At 37.0% G+C, this 22,475-nt stretch carries 36 protein-coding genes and 1 pseudogene; all 37 read right to left on the bottom strand.

From position 1 onward, the window contains the following. Position 1: 1 nt before the first annotated feature. A complete protein-coding gene (gene hflC, locus ACRXC1_RS00735) occupies positions 2–943 on the bottom strand; it encodes a protease modulator HflC (protein WP_392909688.1) in 942 nt (313 codons plus the stop codon). After that, on the bottom strand, positions 940–1,932 hold the full coding sequence (gene hflK / locus ACRXC1_RS00730) for an FtsH protease activity modulator HflK (RefSeq protein ID WP_021266388.1): 993 nt from the start codon (positions 1,930–1,932) through the stop codon (positions 940–942). Before hflK ends, hflC begins: the two co-directional genes overlap by 4 nt. Before the next feature lie 21 nt (positions 1,933–1,953). Beyond that, positions 1,954–2,460 (bottom strand): acetyl-CoA carboxylase biotin carboxyl carrier protein subunit, encoded by a 507-nt coding sequence (locus ACRXC1_RS00725; protein ID WP_392857963.1) that lies wholly within the window; start codon positions 2,458–2,460, stop codon positions 1,954–1,956. 1 nt (position 2,461) lies between these two features. Beyond that, the gene (locus tag ACRXC1_RS00720; protein ID WP_392909686.1) at positions 2,462–3,913 is read right to left on the bottom strand and encodes an acetyl-CoA carboxylase biotin carboxylase subunit; all 1,452 of its coding nucleotides are present in this window, start codon (positions 3,911–3,913) and stop codon (positions 2,462–2,464) included. Continuing rightward, a complete protein-coding gene (locus ACRXC1_RS00715) occupies positions 3,910–5,484 on the bottom strand; it encodes an acyl-CoA carboxylase subunit beta (RefSeq protein WP_392857967.1) in 1,575 nt (524 codons plus the stop codon). The genes ACRXC1_RS00720 and ACRXC1_RS00715 overlap by 4 nt, the downstream gene beginning before the upstream one ends. A gap of 197 nt (positions 5,485–5,681) precedes the next feature. Next, positions 5,682–7,253 (bottom strand): sigma-54 interaction domain-containing protein, encoded by a 1,572-nt coding sequence (locus ACRXC1_RS00710; protein WP_392909685.1) that lies wholly within the window; start codon positions 7,251–7,253, stop codon positions 5,682–5,684. A gap of 138 nt (positions 7,254–7,391) precedes the next feature. Beyond that, positions 7,392–7,949, bottom strand: a complete 558-nt coding sequence (locus ACRXC1_RS00705; RefSeq protein ID WP_433655726.1) for a TlpA family protein disulfide reductase — start codon at positions 7,947–7,949, stop codon at positions 7,392–7,394. An 82-nt stretch (positions 7,950–8,031) separates the two neighbouring features. Next, positions 8,032–8,388, bottom strand: a complete 357-nt coding sequence (gene rplQ, locus ACRXC1_RS00700; RefSeq protein ID WP_392909683.1) for a 50S ribosomal protein L17 — start codon at positions 8,386–8,388, stop codon at positions 8,032–8,034. A 26-nt stretch (positions 8,389–8,414) separates the two neighbouring features. Continuing rightward, positions 8,415–9,425 carry a DNA-directed RNA polymerase subunit alpha gene (locus ACRXC1_RS00695; protein WP_392909681.1) on the bottom strand — a complete coding sequence of 337 codons (1,011 nt, stop codon included), beginning with the start codon at positions 9,423–9,425 and terminating at the stop codon, positions 8,415–8,417. A 29-nt stretch (positions 9,426–9,454) separates the two neighbouring features. Then, complete coding sequence (gene rpsK / locus ACRXC1_RS00690) at positions 9,455–9,841, bottom strand: 30S ribosomal protein S11 (protein WP_021266246.1); 387 nt, start codon at positions 9,839–9,841, stop codon at positions 9,455–9,457. 16 nt (positions 9,842–9,857) lie between these two features. Further along, the gene (gene rpsM / locus ACRXC1_RS00685) at positions 9,858–10,241 is read right to left on the bottom strand and encodes a 30S ribosomal protein S13 (protein ID WP_021265934.1); all 384 of its coding nucleotides are present in this window, start codon (positions 10,239–10,241) and stop codon (positions 9,858–9,860) included. A 21-nt stretch (positions 10,242–10,262) separates the two neighbouring features. Then, positions 10,263–10,376 (bottom strand): 50S ribosomal protein L36, encoded by a 114-nt coding sequence (gene rpmJ, locus ACRXC1_RS00680; RefSeq protein ID WP_021266475.1) that lies wholly within the window; start codon positions 10,374–10,376, stop codon positions 10,263–10,265. A 21-nt stretch (positions 10,377–10,397) separates the two neighbouring features. Then, positions 10,398–10,622: a translation initiation factor IF-1 gene (gene infA, locus ACRXC1_RS00675; RefSeq protein ID WP_021266177.1), complete on the bottom strand. Its 225-nt coding sequence runs from the start codon at positions 10,620–10,622 to the stop codon at positions 10,398–10,400. A gap of 75 nt (positions 10,623–10,697) precedes the next feature. Continuing rightward, positions 10,698–11,333: an adenylate kinase gene (locus ACRXC1_RS00670; RefSeq protein WP_433655723.1), complete on the bottom strand. Its 636-nt coding sequence runs from the start codon at positions 11,331–11,333 to the stop codon at positions 10,698–10,700. Between the two features lie 3 nt (positions 11,334–11,336). Beyond that, positions 11,337–12,650: a preprotein translocase subunit SecY gene (secY, locus tag ACRXC1_RS00665; RefSeq protein WP_392909679.1), complete on the bottom strand. Its 1,314-nt coding sequence runs from the start codon at positions 12,648–12,650 to the stop codon at positions 11,337–11,339. 16 nt (positions 12,651–12,666) lie between these two features. Continuing rightward, on the bottom strand, positions 12,667–13,122 hold the full coding sequence (gene rplO, locus ACRXC1_RS00660) for a 50S ribosomal protein L15 (protein ID WP_392857980.1): 456 nt from the start codon (positions 13,120–13,122) through the stop codon (positions 12,667–12,669). Between the two features lie 27 nt (positions 13,123–13,149). Continuing rightward, positions 13,150–13,332, bottom strand: coding sequence for a 50S ribosomal protein L30 (gene rpmD, locus ACRXC1_RS00655; RefSeq protein WP_021266070.1), 183 nt, complete (start codon positions 13,330–13,332; stop codon positions 13,150–13,152). A gap of 11 nt (positions 13,333–13,343) precedes the next feature. After that, positions 13,344–13,832, bottom strand: a complete 489-nt coding sequence (gene rpsE / locus ACRXC1_RS00650; protein ID WP_040313879.1) for a 30S ribosomal protein S5 — start codon at positions 13,830–13,832, stop codon at positions 13,344–13,346. 111 nt (positions 13,833–13,943) lie between these two features. Then, positions 13,944–14,321, bottom strand: coding sequence for a 50S ribosomal protein L18 (rplR, locus tag ACRXC1_RS00645; RefSeq protein WP_021266175.1), 378 nt, complete (start codon positions 14,319–14,321; stop codon positions 13,944–13,946). A gap of 54 nt (positions 14,322–14,375) precedes the next feature. Next, entirely contained in the window at positions 14,376–14,912 is a 537-nt protein-coding gene (gene rplF / locus ACRXC1_RS00640; protein ID WP_392909677.1) for a 50S ribosomal protein L6, read from the bottom strand. A 13-nt stretch (positions 14,913–14,925) separates the two neighbouring features. Next, on the bottom strand, positions 14,926–15,306 hold the full coding sequence (rpsH, locus tag ACRXC1_RS00635) for a 30S ribosomal protein S8 (RefSeq protein WP_040313878.1): 381 nt from the start codon (positions 15,304–15,306) through the stop codon (positions 14,926–14,928). Positions 15,307–15,328: 22 nt separating this feature from the next. Further along, on the bottom strand, positions 15,329–15,634 hold the full coding sequence (rpsN, locus tag ACRXC1_RS00630) for a 30S ribosomal protein S14 (protein ID WP_392909676.1): 306 nt from the start codon (positions 15,632–15,634) through the stop codon (positions 15,329–15,331). 14 nt (positions 15,635–15,648) lie between these two features. Next, on the bottom strand, positions 15,649–16,188 hold the full coding sequence (gene rplE, locus ACRXC1_RS00625; RefSeq protein ID WP_392909675.1) for a 50S ribosomal protein L5: 540 nt from the start codon (positions 16,186–16,188) through the stop codon (positions 15,649–15,651). Positions 16,189–16,202: 14 nt separating this feature from the next. Further along, the gene (rplX, locus tag ACRXC1_RS00620) at positions 16,203–16,514 is read right to left on the bottom strand and encodes a 50S ribosomal protein L24 (RefSeq protein ID WP_021265798.1); all 312 of its coding nucleotides are present in this window, start codon (positions 16,512–16,514) and stop codon (positions 16,203–16,205) included. 22 nt (positions 16,515–16,536) lie between these two features. Next, positions 16,537–16,905: a 50S ribosomal protein L14 gene (gene rplN / locus ACRXC1_RS00615; protein WP_021265914.1), complete on the bottom strand. Its 369-nt coding sequence runs from the start codon at positions 16,903–16,905 to the stop codon at positions 16,537–16,539. A gap of 30 nt (positions 16,906–16,935) precedes the next feature. Next, positions 16,936–17,184: a 30S ribosomal protein S17 gene (rpsQ, locus tag ACRXC1_RS00610; RefSeq protein WP_021266428.1), complete on the bottom strand. Its 249-nt coding sequence runs from the start codon at positions 17,182–17,184 to the stop codon at positions 16,936–16,938. A 2-nt stretch (positions 17,185–17,186) separates the two neighbouring features. Further along, positions 17,187–17,384 carry a 50S ribosomal protein L29 gene (gene rpmC, locus ACRXC1_RS00605; RefSeq protein WP_021266478.1) on the bottom strand — a complete coding sequence of 66 codons (198 nt, stop codon included), beginning with the start codon at positions 17,382–17,384 and terminating at the stop codon, positions 17,187–17,189. A gap of 17 nt (positions 17,385–17,401) precedes the next feature. Further along, positions 17,402–17,821: a 50S ribosomal protein L16 gene (gene rplP, locus ACRXC1_RS00600; RefSeq protein WP_433655718.1), complete on the bottom strand. Its 420-nt coding sequence runs from the start codon at positions 17,819–17,821 to the stop codon at positions 17,402–17,404. A 39-nt stretch (positions 17,822–17,860) separates the two neighbouring features. Then, positions 17,861–18,490, bottom strand: a complete 630-nt coding sequence (gene rpsC / locus ACRXC1_RS00595; RefSeq protein ID WP_021265986.1) for a 30S ribosomal protein S3 — start codon at positions 18,488–18,490, stop codon at positions 17,861–17,863. 8 nt (positions 18,491–18,498) lie between these two features. Beyond that, the gene (gene rplV, locus ACRXC1_RS00590; RefSeq protein ID WP_021266204.1) at positions 18,499–18,834 is read right to left on the bottom strand and encodes a 50S ribosomal protein L22; all 336 of its coding nucleotides are present in this window, start codon (positions 18,832–18,834) and stop codon (positions 18,499–18,501) included. Between the two features lie 31 nt (positions 18,835–18,865). Then, positions 18,866–19,150: a 30S ribosomal protein S19 gene (rpsS, locus tag ACRXC1_RS00585; protein ID WP_021266332.1), complete on the bottom strand. Its 285-nt coding sequence runs from the start codon at positions 19,148–19,150 to the stop codon at positions 18,866–18,868. A gap of 12 nt (positions 19,151–19,162) precedes the next feature. Further along, complete coding sequence (rplB, locus tag ACRXC1_RS00580) at positions 19,163–19,987, bottom strand: 50S ribosomal protein L2 (protein WP_021266159.1); 825 nt, start codon at positions 19,985–19,987, stop codon at positions 19,163–19,165. 19 nt (positions 19,988–20,006) lie between these two features. Further along, a complete protein-coding gene (gene rplW / locus ACRXC1_RS00575; protein ID WP_021266483.1) occupies positions 20,007–20,297 on the bottom strand; it encodes a 50S ribosomal protein L23 in 291 nt (96 codons plus the stop codon). A 3-nt stretch (positions 20,298–20,300) separates the two neighbouring features. Continuing rightward, positions 20,301–20,918: a 50S ribosomal protein L4 gene (rplD, locus tag ACRXC1_RS00570; RefSeq protein ID WP_392909673.1), complete on the bottom strand. Its 618-nt coding sequence runs from the start codon at positions 20,916–20,918 to the stop codon at positions 20,301–20,303. Between the two features lie 21 nt (positions 20,919–20,939). Further along, positions 20,940–21,614 carry a 50S ribosomal protein L3 gene (rplC, locus tag ACRXC1_RS00565; RefSeq protein WP_392909672.1) on the bottom strand — a complete coding sequence of 225 codons (675 nt, stop codon included), beginning with the start codon at positions 21,612–21,614 and terminating at the stop codon, positions 20,940–20,942. 72 nt (positions 21,615–21,686) lie between these two features. Further along, positions 21,687–21,995: a 30S ribosomal protein S10 gene (rpsJ, locus tag ACRXC1_RS00560; RefSeq protein WP_021265868.1), complete on the bottom strand. Its 309-nt coding sequence runs from the start codon at positions 21,993–21,995 to the stop codon at positions 21,687–21,689. Positions 21,996–22,162: 167 nt separating this feature from the next. Further along, positions 22,163–22,475: pseudogene (gene tuf / locus ACRXC1_RS00555) on the bottom strand (elongation factor Tu); the annotation flags it as partial.

The following is a 22,475-nucleotide window of genomic DNA, read 5'->3' as shown; positions in this document are numbered from 1 at the left end:
CTTACCTCAAGTATTTTAAAAATTCGTTATCATTAGAGATTATAAACTTAGTTTTACCTTTAATTGATGTCTTATATGCTTCAAGAGATCTCACGAACTCAAAAAAGCTTGGATCTTGAGAAAAAGACTTCGCATAAACTGCTGATGCCTTTGCTTCTGCACGACCTTTAATCAATTGCGACTTCTTATAGCCTTCTGATTGAATTGTTTGTAAATCTTTTACTAAACGTCCTTCAATCTTGGCCTTTTCACCTTCTCCAATTGATCTAATCTTTTGTGCAATCCTCTGACGTTCAGAAATCATTCTCTCGTAAACTTTACGTTCTACTGACTTCTCATATGAAATACGTCTTAATTGGACATCAATTAATTGAATACCAAATTGTTCTAACTCTCCATCGGCTTTGCTTACAATTAGTTGAGATAATTTTTCTCTACCGACGCTTACATCTTCGATATCACCAGTTATTTCTTCTTCAATTTCGTTAACATCTACTTTAGTTGCATTTAACTTATCAATAATTGCATTAGAGTTACGTACAGCTTCAACAAGGTCATGAGATGAAATCACATTTCTTGTTGCTGAATCTAAGATCGTATCAATTCTCTTCTTGGCACCTTCTGTATTACGTACAGTTTGGATAAATTTAAGAGCATCAATAATTTTAAATCTTGCCGTCGTATCTACTTTAATGAATTTCTTATCTTTTGTAGGGATTTGATTTGGAAAACCATCCCAGCTTAGAATTCGTTTATCAACAAATCGTACATCTTGAACAAATGGTTTCTTAAAGTGTAAACCTGCATCTGTAATTGGCTTTCCAACAGGTTTACCAAATTCAGTGATAATTGCTTGTCTACCTTCACTAACGATAAACAGTGACTGCTTACTTAGAATTAAACCAATAAATACAACAACAATAAGAGTTACTACTTTATTCATTTCTTAGCTCCTTGGTTGTAAATTGGAAGAAGTCCCTTAACCTTAGGGTCAATAATCGTAAGATTATCGTACTTCTTATAAAGCCCTTCCATTGCTTCAATATAAAGACGTTTTTTTGTAATTTTTGGAGCACGACGATATTCTTTAAGAATTTCCTTAAACTTCGCAACATCCCCTTCTGCACGGTTTACAAGAGCAGCAGCATACCCCTCGGCTTCAGAAACCATTTTTTCTGCTTTACCACGCGCCTCAGGAATAACTTTGTTATAAGCACCCTCGGCTTCGTTGATAGCCTTCTCTTGTTCTTGCTTTGCTTCGTTAACTTCATTAAATGAAGCCTTAACAACCTGAGGAGGATTAACATCTTGAAGTTTCACCGAAATAATTGAAACTCCCATGTCGTACTTATCAATCACTTCTTGCATTAAAACCTTTGCATCAGCTTCAATTTCAACTTTACCAACTGTTAGAACATCAGTAACTGATCTATCACCAACAACTCTTCTCATAATCGACTCAGAGATGTCGCGAATATTTCTTACTGGCTCACTTGTTTGAAAGATAAACTTAAACGGATCTCTTACTTGATACTGGACTGCCCACTCAACAGAAGCGACATTTAAGTCACCAGTTAACATTAGAGACTCATTATCAAAGTTGTCACCTGAGTAAGATGAACGACGAGATCTTGTACTCTTTGTTCTAAATCCAAATTCTTCTTGAAGAACTGTTTTAACCTTAACCTTGATAACTTCATCAATTCCAAACGGGATTTTAAAATGAAGACCTGGAGTATTCGTATTAATATACTTCCCCAGACGGATTACCACGGCCTCTTCATCAGGCTCAACAGTGTAAAAAGATGTGTACCCGAAAATAACTAAAACAATAAATACAAAAAAGGGCCCAAGTAACTTGAGCCCCTTATCTAAATCTTGTTTCATTTTTTCGAAGTCATTCCTTGGTGCTTGTCCATTATTAAAAGACATATGCTCTCCTTGACTTGCGTCTTATGCTTCTACTTCTAACATGAGGACGTTTTCTTCTAAGGCGTCCCCTTCCTTAACGTGAATTGCTTTAACAGTTCCATCGATTCCACTCTTGATCTCGTTCTCCATTTTCATGGCCTCAAGAATAATTAGAGTTTCACCGGCCTTAACTGCTTGACCAACTTCAACATTGATCTTAACAACCTTACCTGGCATTTTAGTAAGAAGCTCACCAGCGTCAGCTCCACCTAAGCCAGATGGCTTATACCCTCTAAATAGAGAGTAAACTTTATCAACATTCACAACCCTTGATGGAAGATCCTGTCTTGGAATCTTTTTCCAAGTTTTATTATCTCTAGAGATAAAATATTGGCCACAAAGCTTTCTTAACCACATCGTTTCATGAAGGCTTCTTTCACCTTCTTTTAATGTAGAAAAATCAAACTCAACTAAGCTGTGATCGTGAACTTTAGTTCTTGTTAAATCAACAATTACTTCTTCATTATCATTAATTAAATATGTTCTCATATTAGATACCCATCCTACGTGCTTCAGAACCAGCAATGATCGTATAAAGCTTAATATGATCTAGGTCTGTCTTCACGTTGTTCTGAGGTGCTACTTCACCAATGTAAGCTGTTGAGTAGTGACCTTCAACAAAGTTCTTCTCTGTCATAATTTCTTTTAGAAGAGGTAGATTTGTCTTAAGTCCTTCAATGAATAGTCCATCAAGAGCTGCATTCATTTTTCTAACAGCAACGTCACGAACGATTCCCTTACAAACTAACTTACCAACCATTGGGTCGAAGTCAGGAGTTACTTCAAGTCCTTTGTATAGACAGTGATCAAAACGAGTTCCTTGTGGGAAGTTTGTTTCAAAACCTGTTACAAGACCTGGAGCTGGAAGCATTGTAATTGGATCTTCAGCACAAATACGACACTCAATCGCATGCCCTGATCTTCTGATAAATTCTTGAGAAGGAATTCCTAACTCATCACCAAAAGCAGCTTGGATCATACAAACAATAAGATCCATTCCTGTGATTTCTTCAGTGATTGGGTGCTCTACCTGAATACGTGTATTCATTTCTAGAAAGTAAAATTGCTTATCTTCACCCATGATGAATTCAACAGTTCCTGCTGAGTCATAGTTTACTGCCTTAGCAAGCTTAACTGCCGTTTCACAAACACTTTGACGAAGTTCTTCATCAGTTCCAATAAATGGAGATGGTGCTTCTTCAATAATCTTCTGGTGTCTTCTTTGTACCGAACACTCTCTTTCAAAAAAGTGGAAAGTATTACCTTTCTTATCTGCAAGAATCTGAACTTCAATGTGACGTGGATTAACAATTAGTTTCTCAACTAAAAGGTCTCCGTTATTGAAAGCTGCCATAGACTCACGTCCAACGGCTTCAAACTGAGCACGTACTTCAGCTTCATCTTTACATGCACGCATACCACGTCCACCACCACCGGCAACAGCTTTTAATAGAACTGGATAACCAATTCTACTCGCAATCTCAACCGCTTCATCAACAGTTGGAACAGCGTGGTCTGTACCTGGAACAGTAGGAACACCAGCATCGTTTGCTAGCTTCTTAGATGTTGCCTTATCACCCATAACTCTAATGGCCTCAACATGTGGCCCAATGAAAGTAATTCCTGCATCAGATAGAGCATTTGCGAAATCTCTATTCTCAGAAAGAAAACCGTAACCAGGGTGTACACCATCGGCTTTAACTTCCTTAGCAAGAGCAACAAGCTTTTCAACATTTAAATATGTTTCAGCATTTGTATTTCCCGGAAGGTATACCCACTCATCACAAAATTGTAAGTGAGTTCCTTGTGGTTCATTATCTGTGTAAATACCAATTGCAGTATGCCCAAGCTCACGACAAGCTTTTGCAACACGTGAAGCAATTTCTCCACGGTTAGCAATTAGTACTCTTCTTTCCATGTTCTTTGGCTGTCTGATCATCATAATTGAATATTCCCGTGTTTACGTTTTGGACGGTCAACGTTCTTATCTTTTAGAACAACTAGGTATTCATATAGACGCTTTCTTGTTTCTTCAGGAAGAATAACAGCATCAATATATCCTCTTTCAGCTGCAACATATGGATTAGCGAAGTTATTCTCATAGTTTGCAACTAGCTCAGCTTTCTTCTTATCAAAAGCTTCACCTTCAAGGCCTTGAAGTTCTTTTCTAAATACAATATTAACTGCACCTTCTGCACCCATAACTGCAATTTCACCAGTTGGGTAAGCAAGGTTTACGTCTGAACGAATGTGCTTAGATGCCATAACGTCATAAGCTCCACCGTAAGATTTTCTTGTAATAAGAGTAATTAATGGAACAGTAGCTTCTGCGTATGCGTATAGAAGTTTTGATCCGTGCTTAATGATCCCACCGTACTCTTGAACTGTACCTGGTAAGAAACCTGGAACGTCTACAAGTGAAACAATAGGAATATCAAAAGCATCACAGAATCTGATGAAACGAGCAGCTTTACAAGATGAATCGATATCAAGAACACCAGCTAGAACTTCTGGTTGATTTGCTACGATACCAATTTTAATTCCACCAATTGATGCGAAACCAACGATGATATTTCTTGCATAATCTTTATGTACTTCTAAGAAGTGCCCATCATCAACGATATCAAGAATTACTTCTTTCATATCGTATGGCTTCTTAGGATTACCTGGCACAACTTCTTTTAGTTTAGAGTTATCTCTATAAACTGGATCCGAAGTATACTTAGGCGCTTGCTTTTTAAAGTTAGAAGCTGGAATATAGCTCATTAACTCTCTTACTCTTTCAAATGTTTCGTCTTCGTCTTTACACTTAAACTGACATACACCTGACTTTTCTGAGTGAGCTGTTGCACCACCAAGATCTTCTTTTGTTACTTCTTCGTGAGTTACAGTCTTGATAACATCTGGACCCGTAACAAACATATATGATGACTTATCAACCATGAAGATAAAGTCAGTTACAGCTGGAGAATAAACAGCTCCACCTGCTGAAGGACCCATGATTAATGAGATCTGAGGAATTACACCTGAAGCCTTTACGTTTCTGTAGAAAATTTCAGCGTATCCACCAAGTGCATCAACACCTTCTTGAATACGAGCTCCACCTGAATCTTGAATACCAATTACAGGAATTCTGTTATCAAGAGCAAAGTCCATAATCTTACAGATCTTTCTTGCATGAGCTTCACCAAGTGCTCCACCCCAACAAGTAAAGTCTTGAGAGTAAACCGCAATTTTTTGTCCGTTAATCTCTGCAATACCTGTAACAACACCATCACCGTAAAACTTCTTATTTTCCATTCCGAAGTTCACACAACGATGTGTAACAAATTTATCAAACTCAATGAAAGTACCTGGATCAACAAGTCTTTCAATTCTTTCTCTTGCAGTATACTTACCTTGCTCATGTTGCTTAGCGATTCTCGCTTCACCACCACCAAGCTCGGCCTGCATTCTTCTGTCTACTAAAAGAGCTCTTTTTTGCTCTAATATATTTTCACTGGTTGTTGACATACATCCCCTCCACCAATTTCTCTTTCGAGATTCTTTGTAATTAATTATCCGAGCATATTACACCCTTAAAAGGTAATTTGCCCAATCACATTGCGTTATTTTCGAGGGGTTAAGTAACTGAAATTATGGAAATATAAATAAAAAGGCCCTCGCAGAGGGCCTAAAAGTGTCTATCTTTTTATTTTAAAGCAATTATTCTATTCATTACCTGCTTTCGCACGTTTATCTAGTCCATACTTATCAACTTTCATGATAAGGCTGGCCCTAGACATCCCAAGCTCTTTAGCAAGCTTTGACTTATTGAAGTTGCATCTCTTAAGACCTTCACGAATCATAATGATCTCTAGCTCCATTAGTGCATCCTTAAGTTTACCTGATGTATTAACACCTCTAGTTGACTCAACTGGAGCTGCGCCATGATCAAGAATTTGAGGGCTTAAGTTATCTGGAGTAATTGATTTATCATCACCAGCAAGCACAACCAGTCTCTCAACTTCGTTTTCTAGCTGACGTACGTTACCTGGCCATGGGTAATCTAGCATTTTTTCCATACACTTCTTAGAGTATGACTTCATCGGCATCCCCGACTCATCACATTTCTTCTTAAGAAAGTGCTCCATTAATACAGGAATATCTTCTTTTCTATCTCTTAGCGGAGGAAGATTTACATTTAGAACGTTAATTCTATAGTAGAGGTCTTCTCTAAATTCACCTTTTGCCATCATTGTTTTAAGGTCTTTATTTGTCGCCGCGATAATACGAACATCAGTTCTTCTAGGTGAATCAGCACCTACAGGAAGATATGTACCTTCTTGAAGAACACGAAGTAGTTTTACCTGCATTGAAAGTGAAGTATCACCAATTTCATCAAGAAATAGTGTTCCACCATTTGCTAGTTCAAATAAACCAGATTTCTCTTTATGTGCTCCTGTAAATGATCCCTTAACGTGACCAAATAATTCAGAGTCTAATAAGTTTTCGTTGAATGCTGAACAGTTCACAGCTAGGAACTGAGCATCTTTACGTGGAGAAGCAAAGTGTACGGCCTTAGCAACAAGTTCCTTACCAGTCCCGTTTTCACCTTGAATAAGAACTGATGATTCACTCGTAGAAATACGCTCTAGTAGTGAATAAATCTTTTGCATTTGCTTAGATTTACCAATCATATTGTGATAGCGAAACTTTTCACCTAGCTCAGAATTAAGCATATGAATTCTTTCTTCACGCTTAGAGATTTCATGGTGAAATGTAGAAATTTCACCTGCAACTAGCTCAACTAACTCTTTTAAATATTCAATTTCTCTCGGGAATAATCTTCTTGTTTCATTAACACATTCTTGTGCTGCTTCTGGAGATGCACCATGCTCAATTAGTGCCGTTACCAACTCTTTTTCTTCTGATTCAGTAAATGTACTTTTTAAGAAAGGAAAAGCAAATACAGTTCCATGATACTCACCTTCAATTTCAATCTTAGTACCCATCATTTTAACACCTGGGAAATATGAATCAAAGATCATAACAACCTCACCAGACTGGCTTAGTTCATCACTAAATCTCTCAACATCGGCCGTAACAAAATCATAACCATGTGGAAGTGACATTTGTGTCTCAAAGAAAAGGTTTTTAAAATTATAGTCCTTATCAGTGTGTGAACTTCTAATCTTAAAATGGTTATCTGCGTAGAAAACCTCTACACCAAACCACTTATGAATTACTTCTTCGAGCTTAGAAATAACATGAAGTCCTTTTAGTTCATTCCAGTTGATCATTTTTATTCTCCGATGTTTAATTCTTTGGCACAAAAAACGATAGGCCAAAGCAAAGTCTGTAAAACTTTTCGGCAGAATTTAATAAAACTTAACTATGAATGATAAAAAAATAGACGAATTTAAAGAAATATTATTAATTTACTTCACGCCTAAATAGCTAAGAACACGTACAAAATATGAATCCATTTTCCAATCCTGAGGACCTTTAAACATGATTCTGTGCTCTAGTTTTGAATTGAAGACAAAGGTCTCCGGAACCTTTACAACACCTAATTTACTCATAGAGATACCTGCTTGATCATGAATCACTATAGAATTTGATGGTAAGTTATTGAATCTTTTAAGAAATTTTTTAATTTTCATGTCATCATCTTTAACGGCCATGAAAACAACCTTAACATTTTTCTCTTCCAGCTTGCGTGCAAATTCAACAAATTCAGGAAATTCAGCTTCACAAGGTGCACACCAAGTACCCCAAAAGTGTACTACTAAACCATTAGAGTTTTTAGCTAAATCCTGAAGTTCAACCTCAGTATTGTCAGCAAAGTTATCAAGCTTAACACTTGGCAGTGACTTAAGAATATAATCACGACTTTGGTCTACATAAGTATCCACTTTACCCTTATGATAAATAGAATAACCTAGTGTAATAGCAACAATAATGAAAATAATAGAAACTTTAGAAGATGTGCTCATAGATATATTGGAAAAGTTTTAAATAAAAAAACCCATCATACGCAAATATGATGGGTTTATTCTATCTTATTCAGATTAAAAATTAATCAACAAATGCGATGTATGCCATTTTAGAGTTATCACCAACTCTATTCTCAGAAAGTCTCATGATTCTAGTGTAACCACCGTTTCTTTCTTTGAATTTTGGCCCAAGCTCAGTAAAAAGCTTGTTTACAGCATTTTTATCATTAAGTTTTTTGTATGCAAGTCTTCTGTTAGCAACTGTATCATTTTTAGAAAGAGTTACTAATTTTTCAACTACTGGCTTGATTGCTTTAGCTCTTGTAAGAGTAGTTTTAATCATACCGTGATCGATAACTTCAGAAGCAAGGTTTTTAACCATTGCAACTCTGTGTGAAGGACTTACACCTAGTTTATACTTATGTTTTTGATGTCTCATATCTCTACCTCAACTTATAACAACTTTTATTCTTCTTTTAGATCTTGCATGATGCTATCAACTTTCATACCCAGACCAAGTCCCATTTGAGAAAGTACTTCTTTAATCTCATTTAGTGACTTACGTCCAAAGTTCTTAGTTCTTAGCATCTCGCCTTCAGTCTTAGAAACTAGCTCATAGATATACTTAATATCTGCGTTCTGCAAGCAGTTTGCAGATCTTACAGACAGCTCAAGCTCAGATACAGGCTTTAATAGAGCTGCATTAGCAGTATTTTGTTGTTTCTTAGGCTTAGTTTCCATTCTTGTGATTTCTTCTTCATCTTCGAAGCTAAGGAATACAGCAAGTTGGTCTCTTAGGATCTTCGCTGAGTAAGCTACTGCATCCGAAGGCTCAACACCTGCGTTAGTCCAAACTTCAAGAGTAAGCTTATCAAAATCTGTTCTCTTACCAACACGTGAATTAGTAACTGTATAGTTAACACGTGCAACAGGTGAGAAAAGAGAATCAAGATAAATCCAACCGATTGGAAGATCAAAAGACTCTTTATTATCAAGAGCTGTAACGTATCCTTTACCTCTAGCAACAAGTAGTTCCATTTTAATAGATCCACCAGTTGATAGATTACAGATAGCGTGCTCTGGATTTAAAACTTCAACATTTGCAGACTCAGAAATGTCACCAGCAGTAACAACACCCTCTACTGATTTCTCAAGAGTAAGAGTTACCTGCTCTTTATCTTTAATTCTAAAGTGAACTTCTTTAAGGTTAAGAATAATCTCAGAAACTTCTTCTTTTACGTTGTTGATTGTACCAAACTCATGTTCAACACCATCAATTCTGATTGCAACAATAGCTGCACCCTGAAGTGAAGATAGAAGTACACGACGTAAAGAGTTTCCAAGAGTTTGTCCATAACCTCTTTCTAGTGGCTTAGCAACGAACTTACCATAAGTATTAGTTAGCTTATCGTTATCCATTTCCAAAGCTACTGGTCTTATCATTCCTGTCCAATTTTTTGCTGTAAATGTGTCCACAGACAACTCCTTAATATAAATCTATATAATTATACTCTTCTTCTTTTCGGTGCACGACATCCATTGTGTGGAATTGGTGACCTATCAGCAACAGAAGTGATTTTAAGGCCTGCAGCGATGAATGCTCTAACAGCATTTTCTCTACCTGCACCCGGACCCTTAACTCTTACTTCAACAGTAGATAGTCCGTGCTCCATAGCCTTTTTAGCTGCTTCCATAGAAGCCATCTGTGCCGCGAATGGAGTCGATTTCTTAGACCCTCTGAATCCTAATTGACCAGCAGATGCCCATGAAATAGCGTTACCGTTCATGTCAGTGAACGTAACGATTGTATTATTGAAAGAGCATTGAATGTGTGCAATACCTCTCGAAATATTCTTTTTAACTTTTTTCTTTGAAGCTGTTTTCTTAACCATCATTAACTCCTAACAATTACTTCATTGACTTAATTGACTTCTTACCTGCGATTGCAACAGCTGGTCCCTTACGAGTACGAGCATTTGTAGAAGTTCTTTGACCTCTTACAGGAAGACCTTTTCTATGTCTGATCCCTCTGTAACAACCTAAGTCTTTTAGTCGTTTAATGTTAAGACCAACTTCTCTACGTAAGTCACCTTCTACAGTGTACTCACTTTCAAGAAGAAGTCTGATTTCGTTTGCTTCTTCTTCAGTTAGTTCGTTTGAATTTTTGTTTAAATCGATGTTTGTTTTTTCTAATACTTCCTTAGCAACCTTCGGTCCTACACCGTAAATTGATTGCAGGGCAATTTTCATTACCTTATTTCTAGGAATATCAACACCAAGAATTCTCGCCATAGCTACACTCCTTTCCTATGATTAACCTTGTCTTTGCTTGTGCTTAGGTTGCTTACATACAACTCTAAGTACGCCTCTTCTTTTAATAACTTTACAATCTTTGCACATCGGCTTTACAGATGCTCTAACTTTCATAACAACCTCGTAAATTCTACACTAGCGTTTTTTACTTCTATATGTAATTCGGCCCTTCGTTAAGTCATACTTGCTAATCTCAACAAGCACCTTATCTCCAGGTAAAATTTTAATAAAGTGCATTCTCATTTTTCCACTAATGTGGGCAATGACAGAATGTCCGTTAGGTAATTTAACCTTAAATTTTGTGTTTGGAAGAAGTTCAGTAACTTCTCCTTCAACTTCAATCGTTTCCTGATTACTCATATACTTTAAAACCTAAAGTAATTGCTTATATATGACTCAGGGCCATATTGCAAGGCGAATTACTTATAAAATAAATTATTTAACTACTTTTTTTATTTCTTCAAAAATCTCATCAAGCCCGTTAGTAGCATCAACTCTAACCAAGCGGCCCTGAGATTCATAATACTCAAGAACTGGCTCAATATTATCTGTAAAAACCTTCATTCTTGTTCTTACAGTCTCCTCGTTATCATCCTTACGATGCACAAGGTCTTCACCTGAAACGTCACACTTACCTTCAACTTTAGGTGGCTTTGTCTTTAGATTGTAGATCTCACCGCTTCCAGGAGCCACGCGTCTATTAACAATTCTCTCAACTAAAGTATCAAGTGCGATATCAAAGTAAATTGCCTTAGAATCGACTCCACCGAGTAGAGCACTATCTAAATCCTTTGCTTGAACTAAGTTTCTTGGATAACCATCAAAAATATATGTCGACTTCTCTACAGCACAATTTGCCTTAAGAAGATCTAATACTAACTCGTCACTTACTAGTTCACCAGAATCCATAACGGCCTTAATCTTTCGACCAAGCTCTGACTCTTTAGCTACTTCTGCTCTAAGCAAGTCTCCAGTAGAAACATGTTTGTACCCAAGCTCAGAAACAATATTCTTAGCTTGAGTACCTTTTCCTGATCCAGGAGCTCCAATTAAAATAAGTTGTGGTGCCATGGACTAGAACCTTCTATTATTTCCGTTATATTTACCTTTTGACTTGTATGACATTTCATACTTGTCAGCAAACATAAACGATTGAACATTCATCATAACTCTAACTGATACAGAAACTAAAATAAGCATTGAAGTACCACCAAATCTAGTTTGTGCTCCTGTAATTAATGAAGGAACAATACAAACTACGATTAAGAAAAGAGCCCCAAAGAATGATAAACGATTTAATAATGTATCTAAATACTCTTTAGTTTTATCACCTGGCCTAATACCTGGAATAAAAGCATTATTCTTTTGTAACATCTCTGAGATCTTCTTCGTTTTGAATTGGATCGGTGCATAGAAGTAAGTCATATACACAATAAGTGTTGCAAAAAGAATATTAAATAAAAGTTGTCCTGGAGCTAAACTTTGCTGAATTGTATCAAAGTATGGCTTAAAAGCACTGTCTGCAGGAATAAATGTAGCAAAAGTTGCTGGAGCTGCTAATAAAGAAGAAGCTAAGATTGGAGGCATAACACCGCCAGTATCAACTCTCATTGGAAGAGTTTGGTTACCACCATAAACTCTATTATTAACAACACGTTTTGCATACTGAACCGGAACAGCCCTAAAAGCTCTTTCGATAAATGCAACAACAAAAAATGCAACAATAATAACGGCTACAAATGTAAGAAGCTCTAGTCCTCCCATTTCACCGTTTCTAAATAGTGTAATTTTTTGAATAACTTCTGATGGTAACTCTACAGCAATACCAGCAAAAATAATCAGAGAAACACCATTCTCTAAGCCAAATTCTGTAATACGTTCACCAAGCCAAAGTAGGAACATTGTCCCTGCAGCTAAAGTAATCATAGTTACAATTCTAAAAAGCATACCTGGCTCAGGGATAACTCTAGCGCCTCCTGGTGAAACAAATGTTTCGAAAACAGCGGCCATTGAGTAACCTTGTATGCAACAGAGAATTACTGTTGCATACCTAGTCCACTTTTGAATTTTTTTGTTACCTTCTGAGTCTTCTTGTAGCTCTTGGATTTGAGGAATAACCTCTCCTAAAAGAGAAAAGATGATAGAAGTAGTAATATACGGCATAATCCCCAGTGCTAAAACCGAGAATCGCTTGAAGGCACCACCACTAAAAGTGTTGATTAGGTCAAAAAGACTTCCTCCACCAGCTTCCGCAAAATAAGAAGAGATTGCCTGCGCATCAACTCCTGGTACAGGAATTTGCGCAACCAATCTATATACTACTAATAATAAAAAAGTAAAAAAGACTTTTTTCTTAAGCTCTTCAAGTTTTCCTTGAGCGTTTGACATCAGACGATCCTTTTATCTATTTTGTTGCTATTTTTCCACCAGCTTTCTCGATTGCTTCTTGAGCACCTTTAGAAAACTTTTCAATATTAACAAAATTTAACGATTTTGAAAGCTCTCCGTTAGCAAGAATTTTCACTGGACGTCTTTTATCTGCACCCTTAAGGATACCTTTCTCAATTAGAGCTTCTTTTGTAACGTCTCCGCCATCAAATTTAGCTTCTAATGTAGATAGAGAAACTTCTGCATACACAGTTTTAAATGGTGCATTAGAGAAACCTCTTTTTGGAAGACGCATGTAAAGTGGCATTGCTCCACCTTCGAAACCAGTTCTTACACCGCCACCAGCACGAGCCTTTTGACCCTTGTGCCCTTTACCAGCTTGAGTACCTTGACCTGAACCTTGTCCACGACCAATTCTCTTAATGTTTTTATGTGCACCTTTTGGACTTTTTAAGTTATTTAAAGTTAACATATTTACCTCTTAATCAACTAATACTGCTTATTCTTGAATGTCTAAAAGGTGAATTACCTTTTTGATCATCCCTCTAACAGCAGAAGTGTTTTCTAAAGTTTTTGAAGTTCCAGTTTTTCTTAGACCAAGTCCTCTTACTGTAGCTTTCTGCTTCTCAGTACATTTTATAGTACTTTTCTTTAATGTTACTGTAATTGTTTTCGCTGTCATATCAACCTCAATTAACCTTTAATTCTTAAGCCTTTAGCTTCTTTTCCACGTACTTTAGCTACTTCTTCTACAGATCTTAGTTGTTTAAGAGCGTCAAAAGTTGCCTTAACGATGTTATGTGGGTTGTTACCTCTAAGAGACTTAGTAAGTACGTCTTTAACACCTGCAAGTTCTAGGATTGAACGACATGCACCAGCAGCCTTAACCCCTGTACCTTCCGCAGCAGGCTTAAATAGAATCTTACCAGCATCAAATTCTCCAAGTACAGTGTGAGGAATAGTTCCTGCATCAACTGGTACTGAAATCATGCTTTTTTGAGCAGCTTGTGTAGCTTTTCTGATTGCTTCAGGTACTTCCTTAGCTTTACCAAGACCGTAACCTACGCGACCATTCTTATCACCAACGATCATTAGAGCACTGAAAGAAAATCTTCTACCACCCTTCATAACCTTAGCAACTCTATTTACAGCAACAACTCTTTCTTCTAATTCAACATCCATAGAGTTAGCTTGACGCTTTTTCGCTGGAGCTTTCTTAGAAGCTTGTCTTTTCTTTGGTTCTGCTTTTACTGTTTTTTCAACGCTTTTATTTTCTTCAGTCATCACTTACTCCTAAATTTGAATTCCATTTTCTCTAGCAGCTTCAACAACAGCCTTAATTACACCGTGGTATCTAAGTCCGTTTCTGTCGAATACAGCAGTTGAAATATTGTTAGACTTTAGGTTTTCAGCAAGTTTTGTCCCAACTAGCGTTGCACCAGCAACATTGCTTTTTCCTTCAACAGCATTTTTACCGTAAGTTTGAACACTGAAAAGTGTCTTATTAGCAACATCATCAATTACCTGAACTGTAATGTGCTTGTTTGTACGGTTAACCGATAGACGTGGTCTCTCAGCAGTTCCGTTAACTTTCTTACGGATAGCAAGTTTTCTTCTAATTTTTCTAGCTGTACTTGCTTTACCAGCTTTACCATAAGGCTTTCTAATCATTTTTAACTCCTCACCCTAGGCCCTCACTGCGGGCCATTCTCAGGCTACTATTTATTACTTACCGCCAGATTTACCAGCTTTTCTTACGATTGTCTCTTCAGCGTATTTAACACCTTTACCTTTGTAAGGCTCTGGTGGTCTGAATGAACGGATCTTTGCAGCAGCAAAGCCAACTAGTTCTTTATTTGATCCAGTAAGTTCGATTTCTTTACCAGCAACTTTCGCTGCTACGCCTTCTGGAAGAACATATTCAATTGGGTGTGAATAACCAAGGTTAAGAGTTAGTGTATTTCCACTAACCGCTGCCTTATAACCAACACCGTTGAACTCTAGCTTTCTAACAAATCCATCAGTAACACCAGTTACCATGTTGAAAACGATTTGTCTTGCTGTACCCCACATTGCACGAGACTTTTTAGACTCATCAACTGGGTTTACTTTAACTTCATTACCTTCTTGTGTAAAAGTCACTCTATCATTGAAAGTGTACTCTAGCTCACCTTTAGGTCCTTTAACTGATACATTTGTACCATTTATTGTAACCTGAACTTTCTCAGGAACTACTACCGGGTTTTTTCCTACACGTGACATTACTCGCTCCCTACTACCAAATATTACAGATTACTTCACCACCAACTTTAGTCGCTCTCGCTTCTCTATCAGAAATAATTCCTTTAGAAGTTGATAGGATTGAAGTACCAAGACCACTAATAACTCTAGAGATGTCCTTGTAACCACGGTACTGTCTAAGACCTGGTTTAGATACTCTCTCAAGACCTACGATAGCGTCGTCTTTAAGTAATACTTTGATTCTAATATCTGATTGGCTCTTTGCAATGATTTTGAATGAGCGAATATAACCTTCGTCTTTCATAACTTTACAAACACCTGCTTTCATTTTCGAAGCTGGAAATTCCACTCTATCGTGTCCAGCATTAATTGCATTTCTAATTCTTGTTAACATATCTGCAATAGGATCAGTCATCATAATTTCGTCTCCTCAACCATTACCAGCTTGACTTAGTTACACCAGGGATCATTCCTCTAAGTGCTAACTCTCTAAATTGAATTCTTGATAGTCTGAACTTTCTATAGAAAGCACGTGGACGACCTGTTAATTCACATCTATTTCTAACTCTAATTGCAGCTGAATTTCTTGGTAGCTTTTGTAGCTTGATCATCGCTTCAAATCTTTCTTCATCTGAAAGATTCTCGTTGATAATAGCAGCTTTAAGTTCTTTTCTTAAAGCACCATATTTTTCAGCAAGTTTAGCTCTTTTTTTGTTACTTTCAATTTTCGCTTTTCTAGCCATTACATTATCCTCAATTACTTGTTAAAAGGCATACCAAAAAGGTTTAGAAGCTCTCTACCTTCTTCGTTGTTTCCAGCAGTAGTTACGATTGAGATTCCTAGACCTCTTACTTTATCAATTTGATCGTAAGAAATTTCTGGGAAAATAATCTGCTCTTTTAAACCTAAAGTATAGTTACCTTTTCCATCAAAACCTTTAGAAGAAACACCTCTAAAGTCACGAACTCTTGGAAGAGTGATGTTAACAAGTCTATCTAGGAATTCGTACATTCTATCACCACGAAGAGTAACATTTGCACCTAATGCCATACCTTCTCTTACTTTGAAACCAGCAACAGATTTTCTAGCTTTAGCTACAACTGGCTTTTGACCAGTAATAGTACCAAGATCGTTAACAATCGACTGAACAACTTTAGAGTTAGTTACTGCGTCTCTTGTACAACAGTTAACTACTATCTTTTCTAGCTTAGGAATTTGGTTAACATTCTTATAACCAAACTTCTCAGTCATTTTATTTTTTATTTCGTCATTATATAGTTTTTTGAATCTGCTCATTTTTGCCTCTATCCTTAACTCAGTACTGATCCACAAGACACAGCGACTCTAACCTTCTTACCATCTTTTTCTTCAATTCTTACTCTCGTAGCCTTTTTTGTTTTTGGGCTAACAACAGCAACATTTGAGATGTTAAGAGGTGCTTCGATGTCTACGATACCACCAGCTGGGTTCTCTTGAGTTGGTTTAATTGCTTTTTTTACTAGATTAACACCACCAACATAAACAACTTTGGTCTTGAAGTTGATTTTCTTAACTTCACCAGTTTTGCCTCTGTCTTTACCTGTTAAAACTACAACATTATCATTAACTTTTAGCTTTTGCATAACTTCCTCACTGAACCTTTAATTAAAGAACTTCTGGCGCTAAAGAACAGATCTTCGTAAAGCTCTTGTTTCTTAACTCTCTCGCAACAGGACCAAAAATACGTGTACCTACTGGTTCATTGTTATTATTTAGTATTACAACGCTGTTCTTATCAAATCTGATGTATGAACCGTCGTCTCTTCTAATAGGGTACTTCGTTCTAACGATAACCGCTTTCTTAACGTCACCCTTTTTAATTTTTCCACCTGGTAGTGCTTGCTGAACTGCTACAACAATAATGTCACCAAGATTTGCGTTCATTCTTTTTGAACCACCAAGAACCTTGATACACTTTACTTCTTTAGCTCCAGAGTTATCAGCAACTTCTAACTTAGTTTGCATTTGGATCATTACTAACTCCTAAAATAGGCTTATTAAGCCCTACTTATTTACCTTTAACAGTTCCCACTTTTTGAGTTTTGAATAAGGTTTACTTTCAATAATTGTTACATTGTCACCTAGATTCGCTTCTAAACTTACGTTATGAGCGTGGTACTTCTTAGTTTTTGTAACGAATTTGCTGTAAACAGGGTGCTTGAAACGTCTAGCAACATTCACAACAACTGTGTTTTCATTCTTTACAGAAACAACTACACCATCTAGCTTTCTCTTAAACGTATTTGTACTCATGGTTACTCACCTTTAGCATTTTTTGCTGTTAATAATTTAGCAATATTCTTTTTTGCAAGTTTTAGCTCATGAGGCTTCTCGATTCCACTTGTCGTTTTAGACATGTTGATATCAAAGATAGCTCTTCTCATTTCAACTACTTTTGCATCAATTTCTTTACCGCTTAAACCGCTTATATCTTTGTACTCTAACTTTTGCATAACTTCCTCTCAACGATTTAAAGTTCCTGCTGCTCTCTAGAAATAATTCTAGTCTTTACAGGTAGTTTATACATTGCAAGCTTAAGTGCTTGTTTACTTAGCTCAGGATCAAAGTGCTTGATTTCAAACATTACTCTTCCTGGTTTTACTACTGCAACCCAAGAGTCTGGAGAACCTTTACCTTTCCCCATACGAACTTCAGCTGGTTTCTTTGTAAGGACCTTATCTGGGAAGATCTTGATCCAAACATTACCACCTCTTTTGATCTTTCTTGTCATTGCAATACGGGCAGCTTCAATTTGACGGTTAGTTATATACCCACATGATAGGGCTTGTATAGCAAATTCACCGAACGTGATAGTATTTCCACGGTTCGCCTTACCCTTCATTCTTCCTTTCTGCTGCTTACGCCACTTTACTTTCTTTGGACTTAACATATTTACCTCAATAAAATAAATTCACTAACGAATTTCCTACTACTTATAGATCTCACCTTTGTAAACCCAAACTTTTACACCGATAACACCGTATGTAGTGTGAGCTTCAGCAGTATTGTAATCAATGTCTGCTCTAAGAGTATGTAGTGGAACTTTTCTTTCTGTATAACCTTCAGCTCTTGCCATCTCAGCTCCGCCAAGACGTCCTGCTGTTCTAACACGGATACCTTTTACACCAGCTCTGAATGCTGACTGCATAACTTTCTTCATTGCTCTTCTGAAAGCTACACGTTTTTCAAGCTGACCTGCAATGTTTTCCGCGATTAACTTAGCTTCTGCATCTGGTCTCTTAACTTCTGCGATATTGAAGATTAGTGTACCTTTAGTAAGTTTCTTAAGGTCGTTTCTAATTTTTTCAATTCCTGCACCTTTTTTACCAATAGCAACACCTGGCTTAGCTGTGTAAACAGTAACTTTAACCTGGTTTGAAGTTCTTGATAATTCGATATTAGCTACAGAAGCATTTTTCATGTTCTTTTCAATGTAGTTTCTAATCGCTAGATCTTCGTGAAGAGTCTCACCGTATTCTCTATCGTTAGCAAACCAGTTTGAATGCCATGACTTAATATAACCTAATCTAAAACCGTATGGATGTACTTTTTGTCCCATAATTTATCCTATGCTTCTTTTAGTTCTACTGTTATGTGACTAGTTCTTTTTCTAATTCTGAACGCACGACCTTGAGCTCTTGGCTGAATACGCTTTAAAGTTGGACCTTCGTCTGCTTTAATCGTACCGATAACTAGGTTATCTAAGTCATACTTTTCAGAATCAGCTGCGATTGCTAATCCACTATTAATTAATTTTGTTAAAACAAGTGCAATTTCTTTCTTCTCTTGGAAGCGTAAGATTCTTAGCGCCTCAGAAGCTTTCTTCTTTCTGATTAGATCGCAAACCTGTCTTACTTTTCTTGGTGCGATACCAACTCTACTGTTTCTAACTGTAATGGCCATCTGACCTTCTCCTTATTCAACTCTAACTTAACTATCTTTTCTTAGCTTTTTTATCTGCACCGTGACCAAAGTATGTTCTAGTTAGTGCAAATTCACCTAATTTATGTCCAATCATATTGTCAGTTACATAAACCGGTATGAATTTCTTACCGTTGTGAACGGCAAAAGTAAGTCCGATGAACTCAGGAACAATTGTTGATCTTCTAGACCATGTCTTGATCACTTTGTTACCTTTGTTACCTTCTTCTTGCATTTGTAGAGCTTTTTTCATTAAGCTAATATCAACAAATGGACCTTTTTTTAATGAACGGGCCATATTAATCTCCTACTACTTTCTTCTCTTAACGATGAACTTATCAGTTCTCTTATTAGTTCTTGTCTTGTAACCCTTAGCTGGTGTTCCCCATGGTGATACTGGATGACGTCCACCTGAAGTTCTACCTTCACCACCACCGTGTGGGTGATCAACTGGGTTCATAGCAACACCACGAACAGTTGGTCTGAAACCAAGCTTTCTCTTACGTCCAGCTTTACCAATGTTACGTTTTTCATGATCAAGATTACCAACCTGACCAATTGTAGCTACACAACTAACTTCAACTTTTCTAAGCTCACCTGATGGCATTCTAAGAAGAGCAAATTTACCTTCTTTCGCCATAATTTGAACGTAAGAACCTGCAGAACGTGCTAGCTGACCACCAGCTCCTGGATACATTTCAACATTGTGTACAAGAGTACCAACTGGAATGTCCTTAAGCTTCTTAGCATTTCCTACTTTAATATCCGCATCTGCAGAAGCGATTACCTTATCTCCAACCTTAAGACCAAGTGGAGCTAAAATGTAGCTCTTTTCACCGTCTAGGTATGCGATAAGTGCAATATTACAAGTTCTGTTTGGATCGTAAGAGATCGCTTGAACAGTTGCAGGGATATCTGTTTTATTTCTTTTGAAATCAATAATTCTGTATCTTCTCTTAACACCGCCACCTCTGTGTCTAACAGTGATGCGACCAGCGTTATTTCTACCTGCAAAATTTTTCTTAACAGCTGTAAGGCCTTTAACTGGCTTTACACCTTTTGTTAACTCATCACTATTTACGACTTGCATCTTTCTTAGTGAAGGAGTTGTTGGTTTAAATCTTTTAATACCCATAATTTCCTCAGCTAACTAGTTAAACACCTTTAAAAAATTCAATCTTTTGACCTTCCGCTAATTGAACGAAAGCCTTCTTGAATTTACTAGTCTTTTTAACACCCTTACCAGCTCTCTTAACTTTACCTGGAGTAATGTTTGTCTTTACATTTAAAACTTTCACATCATATAGAGCTTCAACTGCATTCTTAATTTGATGCTTATTTGCCTTAAGATCTACAACAAAACCAAAACGGTTTTCATTATCTGTAGCAACAGAAGTCTTTTCAGTGATAAGTGGTTTCTTTAATACATTTTCTAACGTCGCCATAATCTACACCAACTTACTTAATAGGGTTTCTAATGCACTCTTTTCGATAACTAGGTTTTCAAATTTTACTGCTTCGTATACAGAGAAACCTTCTACGGCCATCCCTTTACCCCACTGTAAGTTCTTCACTGCTCTAAGAGCTGGTGAGTTTTTATCAGCAGTTACTACTAAAGCAGGAAGTAAACCCTTACCATTTAATAGAGTGTACATATCTTTAGTTTTTCCAGTTGATTCAATTGTATCTACTACTGTCAACTTTCCAGCTTGGAGTTTGTCAGCAAGTACAGATTGAATTGCAACCTTTGCCATTTTCTTATTTACTTTTTGTACGTAGCTTCTTGGGCTTGGACCGTGAACTGTTCCACCGCCTACCATAAGAGACGATCTAATTGAACCTTGTCTAGCTCTACCTGTACCTTTTTGCTTAAAAGGCTTAGCTCCACCACCGCTAACATCTGAACGACCTTTAACACAAGCATTACCTTGTCTTCTTCCCGCTAGAGTAGCCTTAACAACTTGGTGTACAGCCGCTACGTTAATATCTTCAGCAGTAAGACTTACATTTGTAGTAAGCTTTCCTGCTTCTTCTAATTTTGCATTTAATACTGTTACATCACTCATAACTATTACCTCAGTCTACTATTACTTCTTAAGTGCTTTTGCGATTCTTACAAAACCATTTTTTGAACCAGGAACTGATCCCTTAAGTAGCATGTATCCTTTATCTTGATTAACTTCAACAACCTTGATGTTTTGGATTGTTTTTGTGTCACAACCCATGTGACCAGGCATTCTTTTGTTCTTCCAAACTTTACCAGGAGTAGCTCTGTTACCGATCGAACCACCACGTCTGTGGAATTTCGAACCGTGAGTAGCAGGTCCACCTTTGAAGTTGTGACGCTTCATCTGACCTTGGAAACCTTTACCTTTAGAAGTTCCTGTTACATCAACATATGTAGAAGCTTCAAATGACTCTAGAGATAGATCTTTACCTAAGTTAGCAGCATCAACGCCTTCTGTTCTAACTTCTGCAAATTTTACAAAGTTATTTTCAACGTTAGCAGCTTTTAGGTGACCTTGAGTTGGCTTATTAACAAGCTTTTCTCTTTTTTCGTAGTAACCCACTTGGTAAGCTTCGTAACCGTCTCTGTCTAAAGTTTTAACTTGTGTAACTTTGTTAGGGATTAGTTTGATAACTGTTACTGGAACGTGGTTTCCAGCTTCATCAAAGATTCTTGTCATACCAGCTTTCACACCATAGATAGTGTTAAGCGATACAGTAGCAGTAGTCTCAACTGCTTGAGTTTCTTCTGTCATTTTGCCTCCACAGCATCACTCTTCTCCAAGAGATGCATGCATGGTTAATAATAAAAATTTTTTTCGTTTATACTAGTACTTGATCTCTACGTCAACACCAGCTGATAGATCTAACTTCATTAGGCTATCAACAGTTTGTTGAGTTGGATCAACAATATCAATTAGTCTCTTGTGTGTTCTCATTTCGAACTGCTCACGAGATTTTTTATCTTTGTGAGGTCCTCTAAGAACTGTAAACTTGTTAATTTCAGTTGGTAATGGGATTGGACCCGCTACTCTTGCGCCTGTCTCTTTAGCTGTTTGTACGATCTCATCAACTGAGCTATCTAGAAGCTTGTGATCATATGCGCGTAATTTAATTCTTAACTTAGAAGCTTTCATACTCATCCTATTATCAATTTTAAAAGTTGAACCTGACTTTTACTGTTTTTTTGGGCCTGTTGTCAAATTATTTTTACGCTAGGCCATATATTTTTTACGCGTCAATTTAAAGTATTGAGCGCAAAAAAGGGGTGATCAAGAGACCACCCCAAAATTTAAACAAAAATTTAGTCTAAAATTTCAGAGACTGTACCAGCACCGATTGTTCTACCACCCTCACGGATTGCGAACTTAAGACCTTTTTCCATCGCGATTGGAGTAATTAGCTCTACTGCGAAAGAAGTATTGTCACCTGGCATAACCATTTCAACACCGTCTGCAAGTGTGATGTCACCTGTTACGTCTGTTGTTCTGAAGTAGAACTGTGGTCTATAACCTTTGAAGATTGGAGTGTGACGTCCACCTTCATCTTTTGAAAGGATATATACTTCACAGTTAAATTTCGCGTGTGGCTTAACTGAACCTGGCTTAATTAGACAT

This window comes from Halobacteriovorax sp. GFR8 (assembly GCF_050955245.1).
Classification (GTDB): domain Bacteria; phylum Bdellovibrionota; class Bacteriovoracia; order Bacteriovoracales; family Bacteriovoracaceae; genus Halobacteriovorax_A.
The sequence above is the reverse complement of the archived record's forward strand: the minus strand, read 5'-3'. Positions and strand labels throughout refer to the sequence as shown.

Coding starts and splice junctions, on each gene's coding strand:
- hflC (WP_392909688.1), bottom strand. CDS start 943: ATGAATAAAGTAGTAACTCTTATTGTTGTTGTATTTATTGGTTTAATT.
- hflK (WP_021266388.1), bottom strand. CDS start 1,932: ATGTCTTTTAATAATGGACAAGCACCAAGGAATGACTTCGAAAAAATG.
- ACRXC1_RS00725 (WP_392857963.1), bottom strand. CDS start 2,460: ATGAGAACATATTTAATTAATGATAATGAAGAAGTAATTGTTGATTTA.
- ACRXC1_RS00720 (WP_392909686.1), bottom strand. CDS start 3,913: ATGATGATCAGACAGCCAAAGAACATGGAAAGAAGAGTACTAATTGCT.
- ACRXC1_RS00715 (WP_392857967.1), bottom strand. CDS start 5,484: ATGTCAACAACCAGTGAAAATATATTAGAGCAAAAAAGAGCTCTTTTA.
- ACRXC1_RS00710 (WP_392909685.1), bottom strand. CDS start 7,253: ATGATCAACTGGAATGAACTAAAAGGACTTCATGTTATTTCTAAGCTC.
- ACRXC1_RS00705 (WP_433655726.1), bottom strand. CDS start 7,949: ATGAGCACATCTTCTAAAGTTTCTATTATTTTCATTATTGTTGCTATT.
- rplQ (WP_392909683.1), bottom strand. CDS start 8,388: ATGAGACATCAAAAACATAAGTATAAACTAGGTGTAAGTCCTTCACAC.
- rpsK (WP_021266246.1), bottom strand. CDS start 9,841: ATGGTTAAGAAAACAGCTTCAAAGAAAAAAGTTAAAAAGAATATTTCG.
- rpsM (WP_021265934.1), bottom strand. CDS start 10,241: ATGGCGAGAATTCTTGGTGTTGATATTCCTAGAAATAAGGTAATGAAA.
- rpmJ (WP_021266475.1), bottom strand. CDS start 10,376: ATGAAAGTTAGAGCATCTGTAAAGCCGATGTGCAAAGATTGTAAAGTT.
- infA (WP_021266177.1), bottom strand. CDS start 10,622: ATGAGTAATCAGGAAACGATTGAAGTTGAAGGAGAAGTTACTGAACTT.
- ACRXC1_RS00670 (WP_433655723.1), bottom strand. CDS start 11,333: ATGGCACCACAACTTATTTTAATTGGAGCTCCTGGATCAGGAAAAGGT.
- secY (WP_392909679.1), bottom strand. CDS start 12,650: ATGTCAAACGCTCAAGGAAAACTTGAAGAGCTTAAGAAAAAAGTCTTT.
- rplO (WP_392857980.1), bottom strand. CDS start 13,122: ATGTTAACTTTAAATAACTTAAAAAGTCCAAAAGGTGCACATAAAAAC.
- rpmD (WP_021266070.1), bottom strand. CDS start 13,332: ATGACAGCGAAAACAATTACAGTAACATTAAAGAAAAGTACTATAAAA.
- rpsE (WP_040313879.1), bottom strand. CDS start 13,832: ATGGATGTTGAATTAGAAGAAAGAGTTGTTGCTGTAAATAGAGTTGCT.
- rplR (WP_021266175.1), bottom strand. CDS start 14,321: ATGATTAGAAAGCCTTATGGTAAAGCTGGTAAAGCAAGTACAGCTAGA.
- rplF (WP_392909677.1), bottom strand. CDS start 14,912: ATGTCACGTGTAGGAAAAAACCCGGTAGTAGTTCCTGAGAAAGTTCAG.
- rpsH (WP_040313878.1), bottom strand. CDS start 15,306: ATGACTGATCCTATTGCAGATATGTTAACAAGAATTAGAAATGCAATT.
- rpsN (WP_392909676.1), bottom strand. CDS start 15,634: ATGGCTAGAAAAGCGAAAATTGAAAGTAACAAAAAAAGAGCTAAACTT.
- rplE (WP_392909675.1), bottom strand. CDS start 16,188: ATGAGCAGATTCAAAAAACTATATAATGACGAAATAAAAAATAAAATG.
- rplX (WP_021265798.1), bottom strand. CDS start 16,514: ATGCAAAAGCTAAAAGTTAATGATAATGTTGTAGTTTTAACAGGTAAA.
- rplN (WP_021265914.1), bottom strand. CDS start 16,905: ATGATCCAAATGCAAACTAAGTTAGAAGTTGCTGATAACTCTGGAGCT.
- rpsQ (WP_021266428.1), bottom strand. CDS start 17,184: ATGAGTACAAATACGTTTAAGAGAAAGCTAGATGGTGTAGTTGTTTCT.
- rpmC (WP_021266478.1), bottom strand. CDS start 17,384: ATGCAAAAGTTAGAGTACAAAGATATAAGCGGTTTAAGCGGTAAAGAA.
- rplP (WP_433655718.1), bottom strand. CDS start 17,821: ATGTTAAGTCCAAAGAAAGTAAAGTGGCGTAAGCAGCAGAAAGGAAGA.
- rpsC (WP_021265986.1), bottom strand. CDS start 18,490: ATGGGACAAAAAGTACATCCATACGGTTTTAGATTAGGTTATATTAAG.
- rplV (WP_021266204.1), bottom strand. CDS start 18,834: ATGGCCATTACAGTTAGAAACAGTAGAGTTGGTATCGCACCAAGAAAA.
- rpsS (WP_021266332.1), bottom strand. CDS start 19,150: ATGGCCCGTTCATTAAAAAAAGGTCCATTTGTTGATATTAGCTTAATG.
- rplB (WP_021266159.1), bottom strand. CDS start 19,987: ATGGGTATTAAAAGATTTAAACCAACAACTCCTTCACTAAGAAAGATG.
- rplW (WP_021266483.1), bottom strand. CDS start 20,297: ATGGCGACGTTAGAAAATGTATTAAAGAAACCACTTATCACTGAAAAG.
- rplD (WP_392909673.1), bottom strand. CDS start 20,918: ATGAGTGATGTAACAGTATTAAATGCAAAATTAGAAGAAGCAGGAAAG.
- rplC (WP_392909672.1), bottom strand. CDS start 21,614: ATGACAGAAGAAACTCAAGCAGTTGAGACTACTGCTACTGTATCGCTT.
- rpsJ (WP_021265868.1), bottom strand. CDS start 21,995: ATGAAAGCTTCTAAGTTAAGAATTAAATTACGCGCATATGATCACAAG.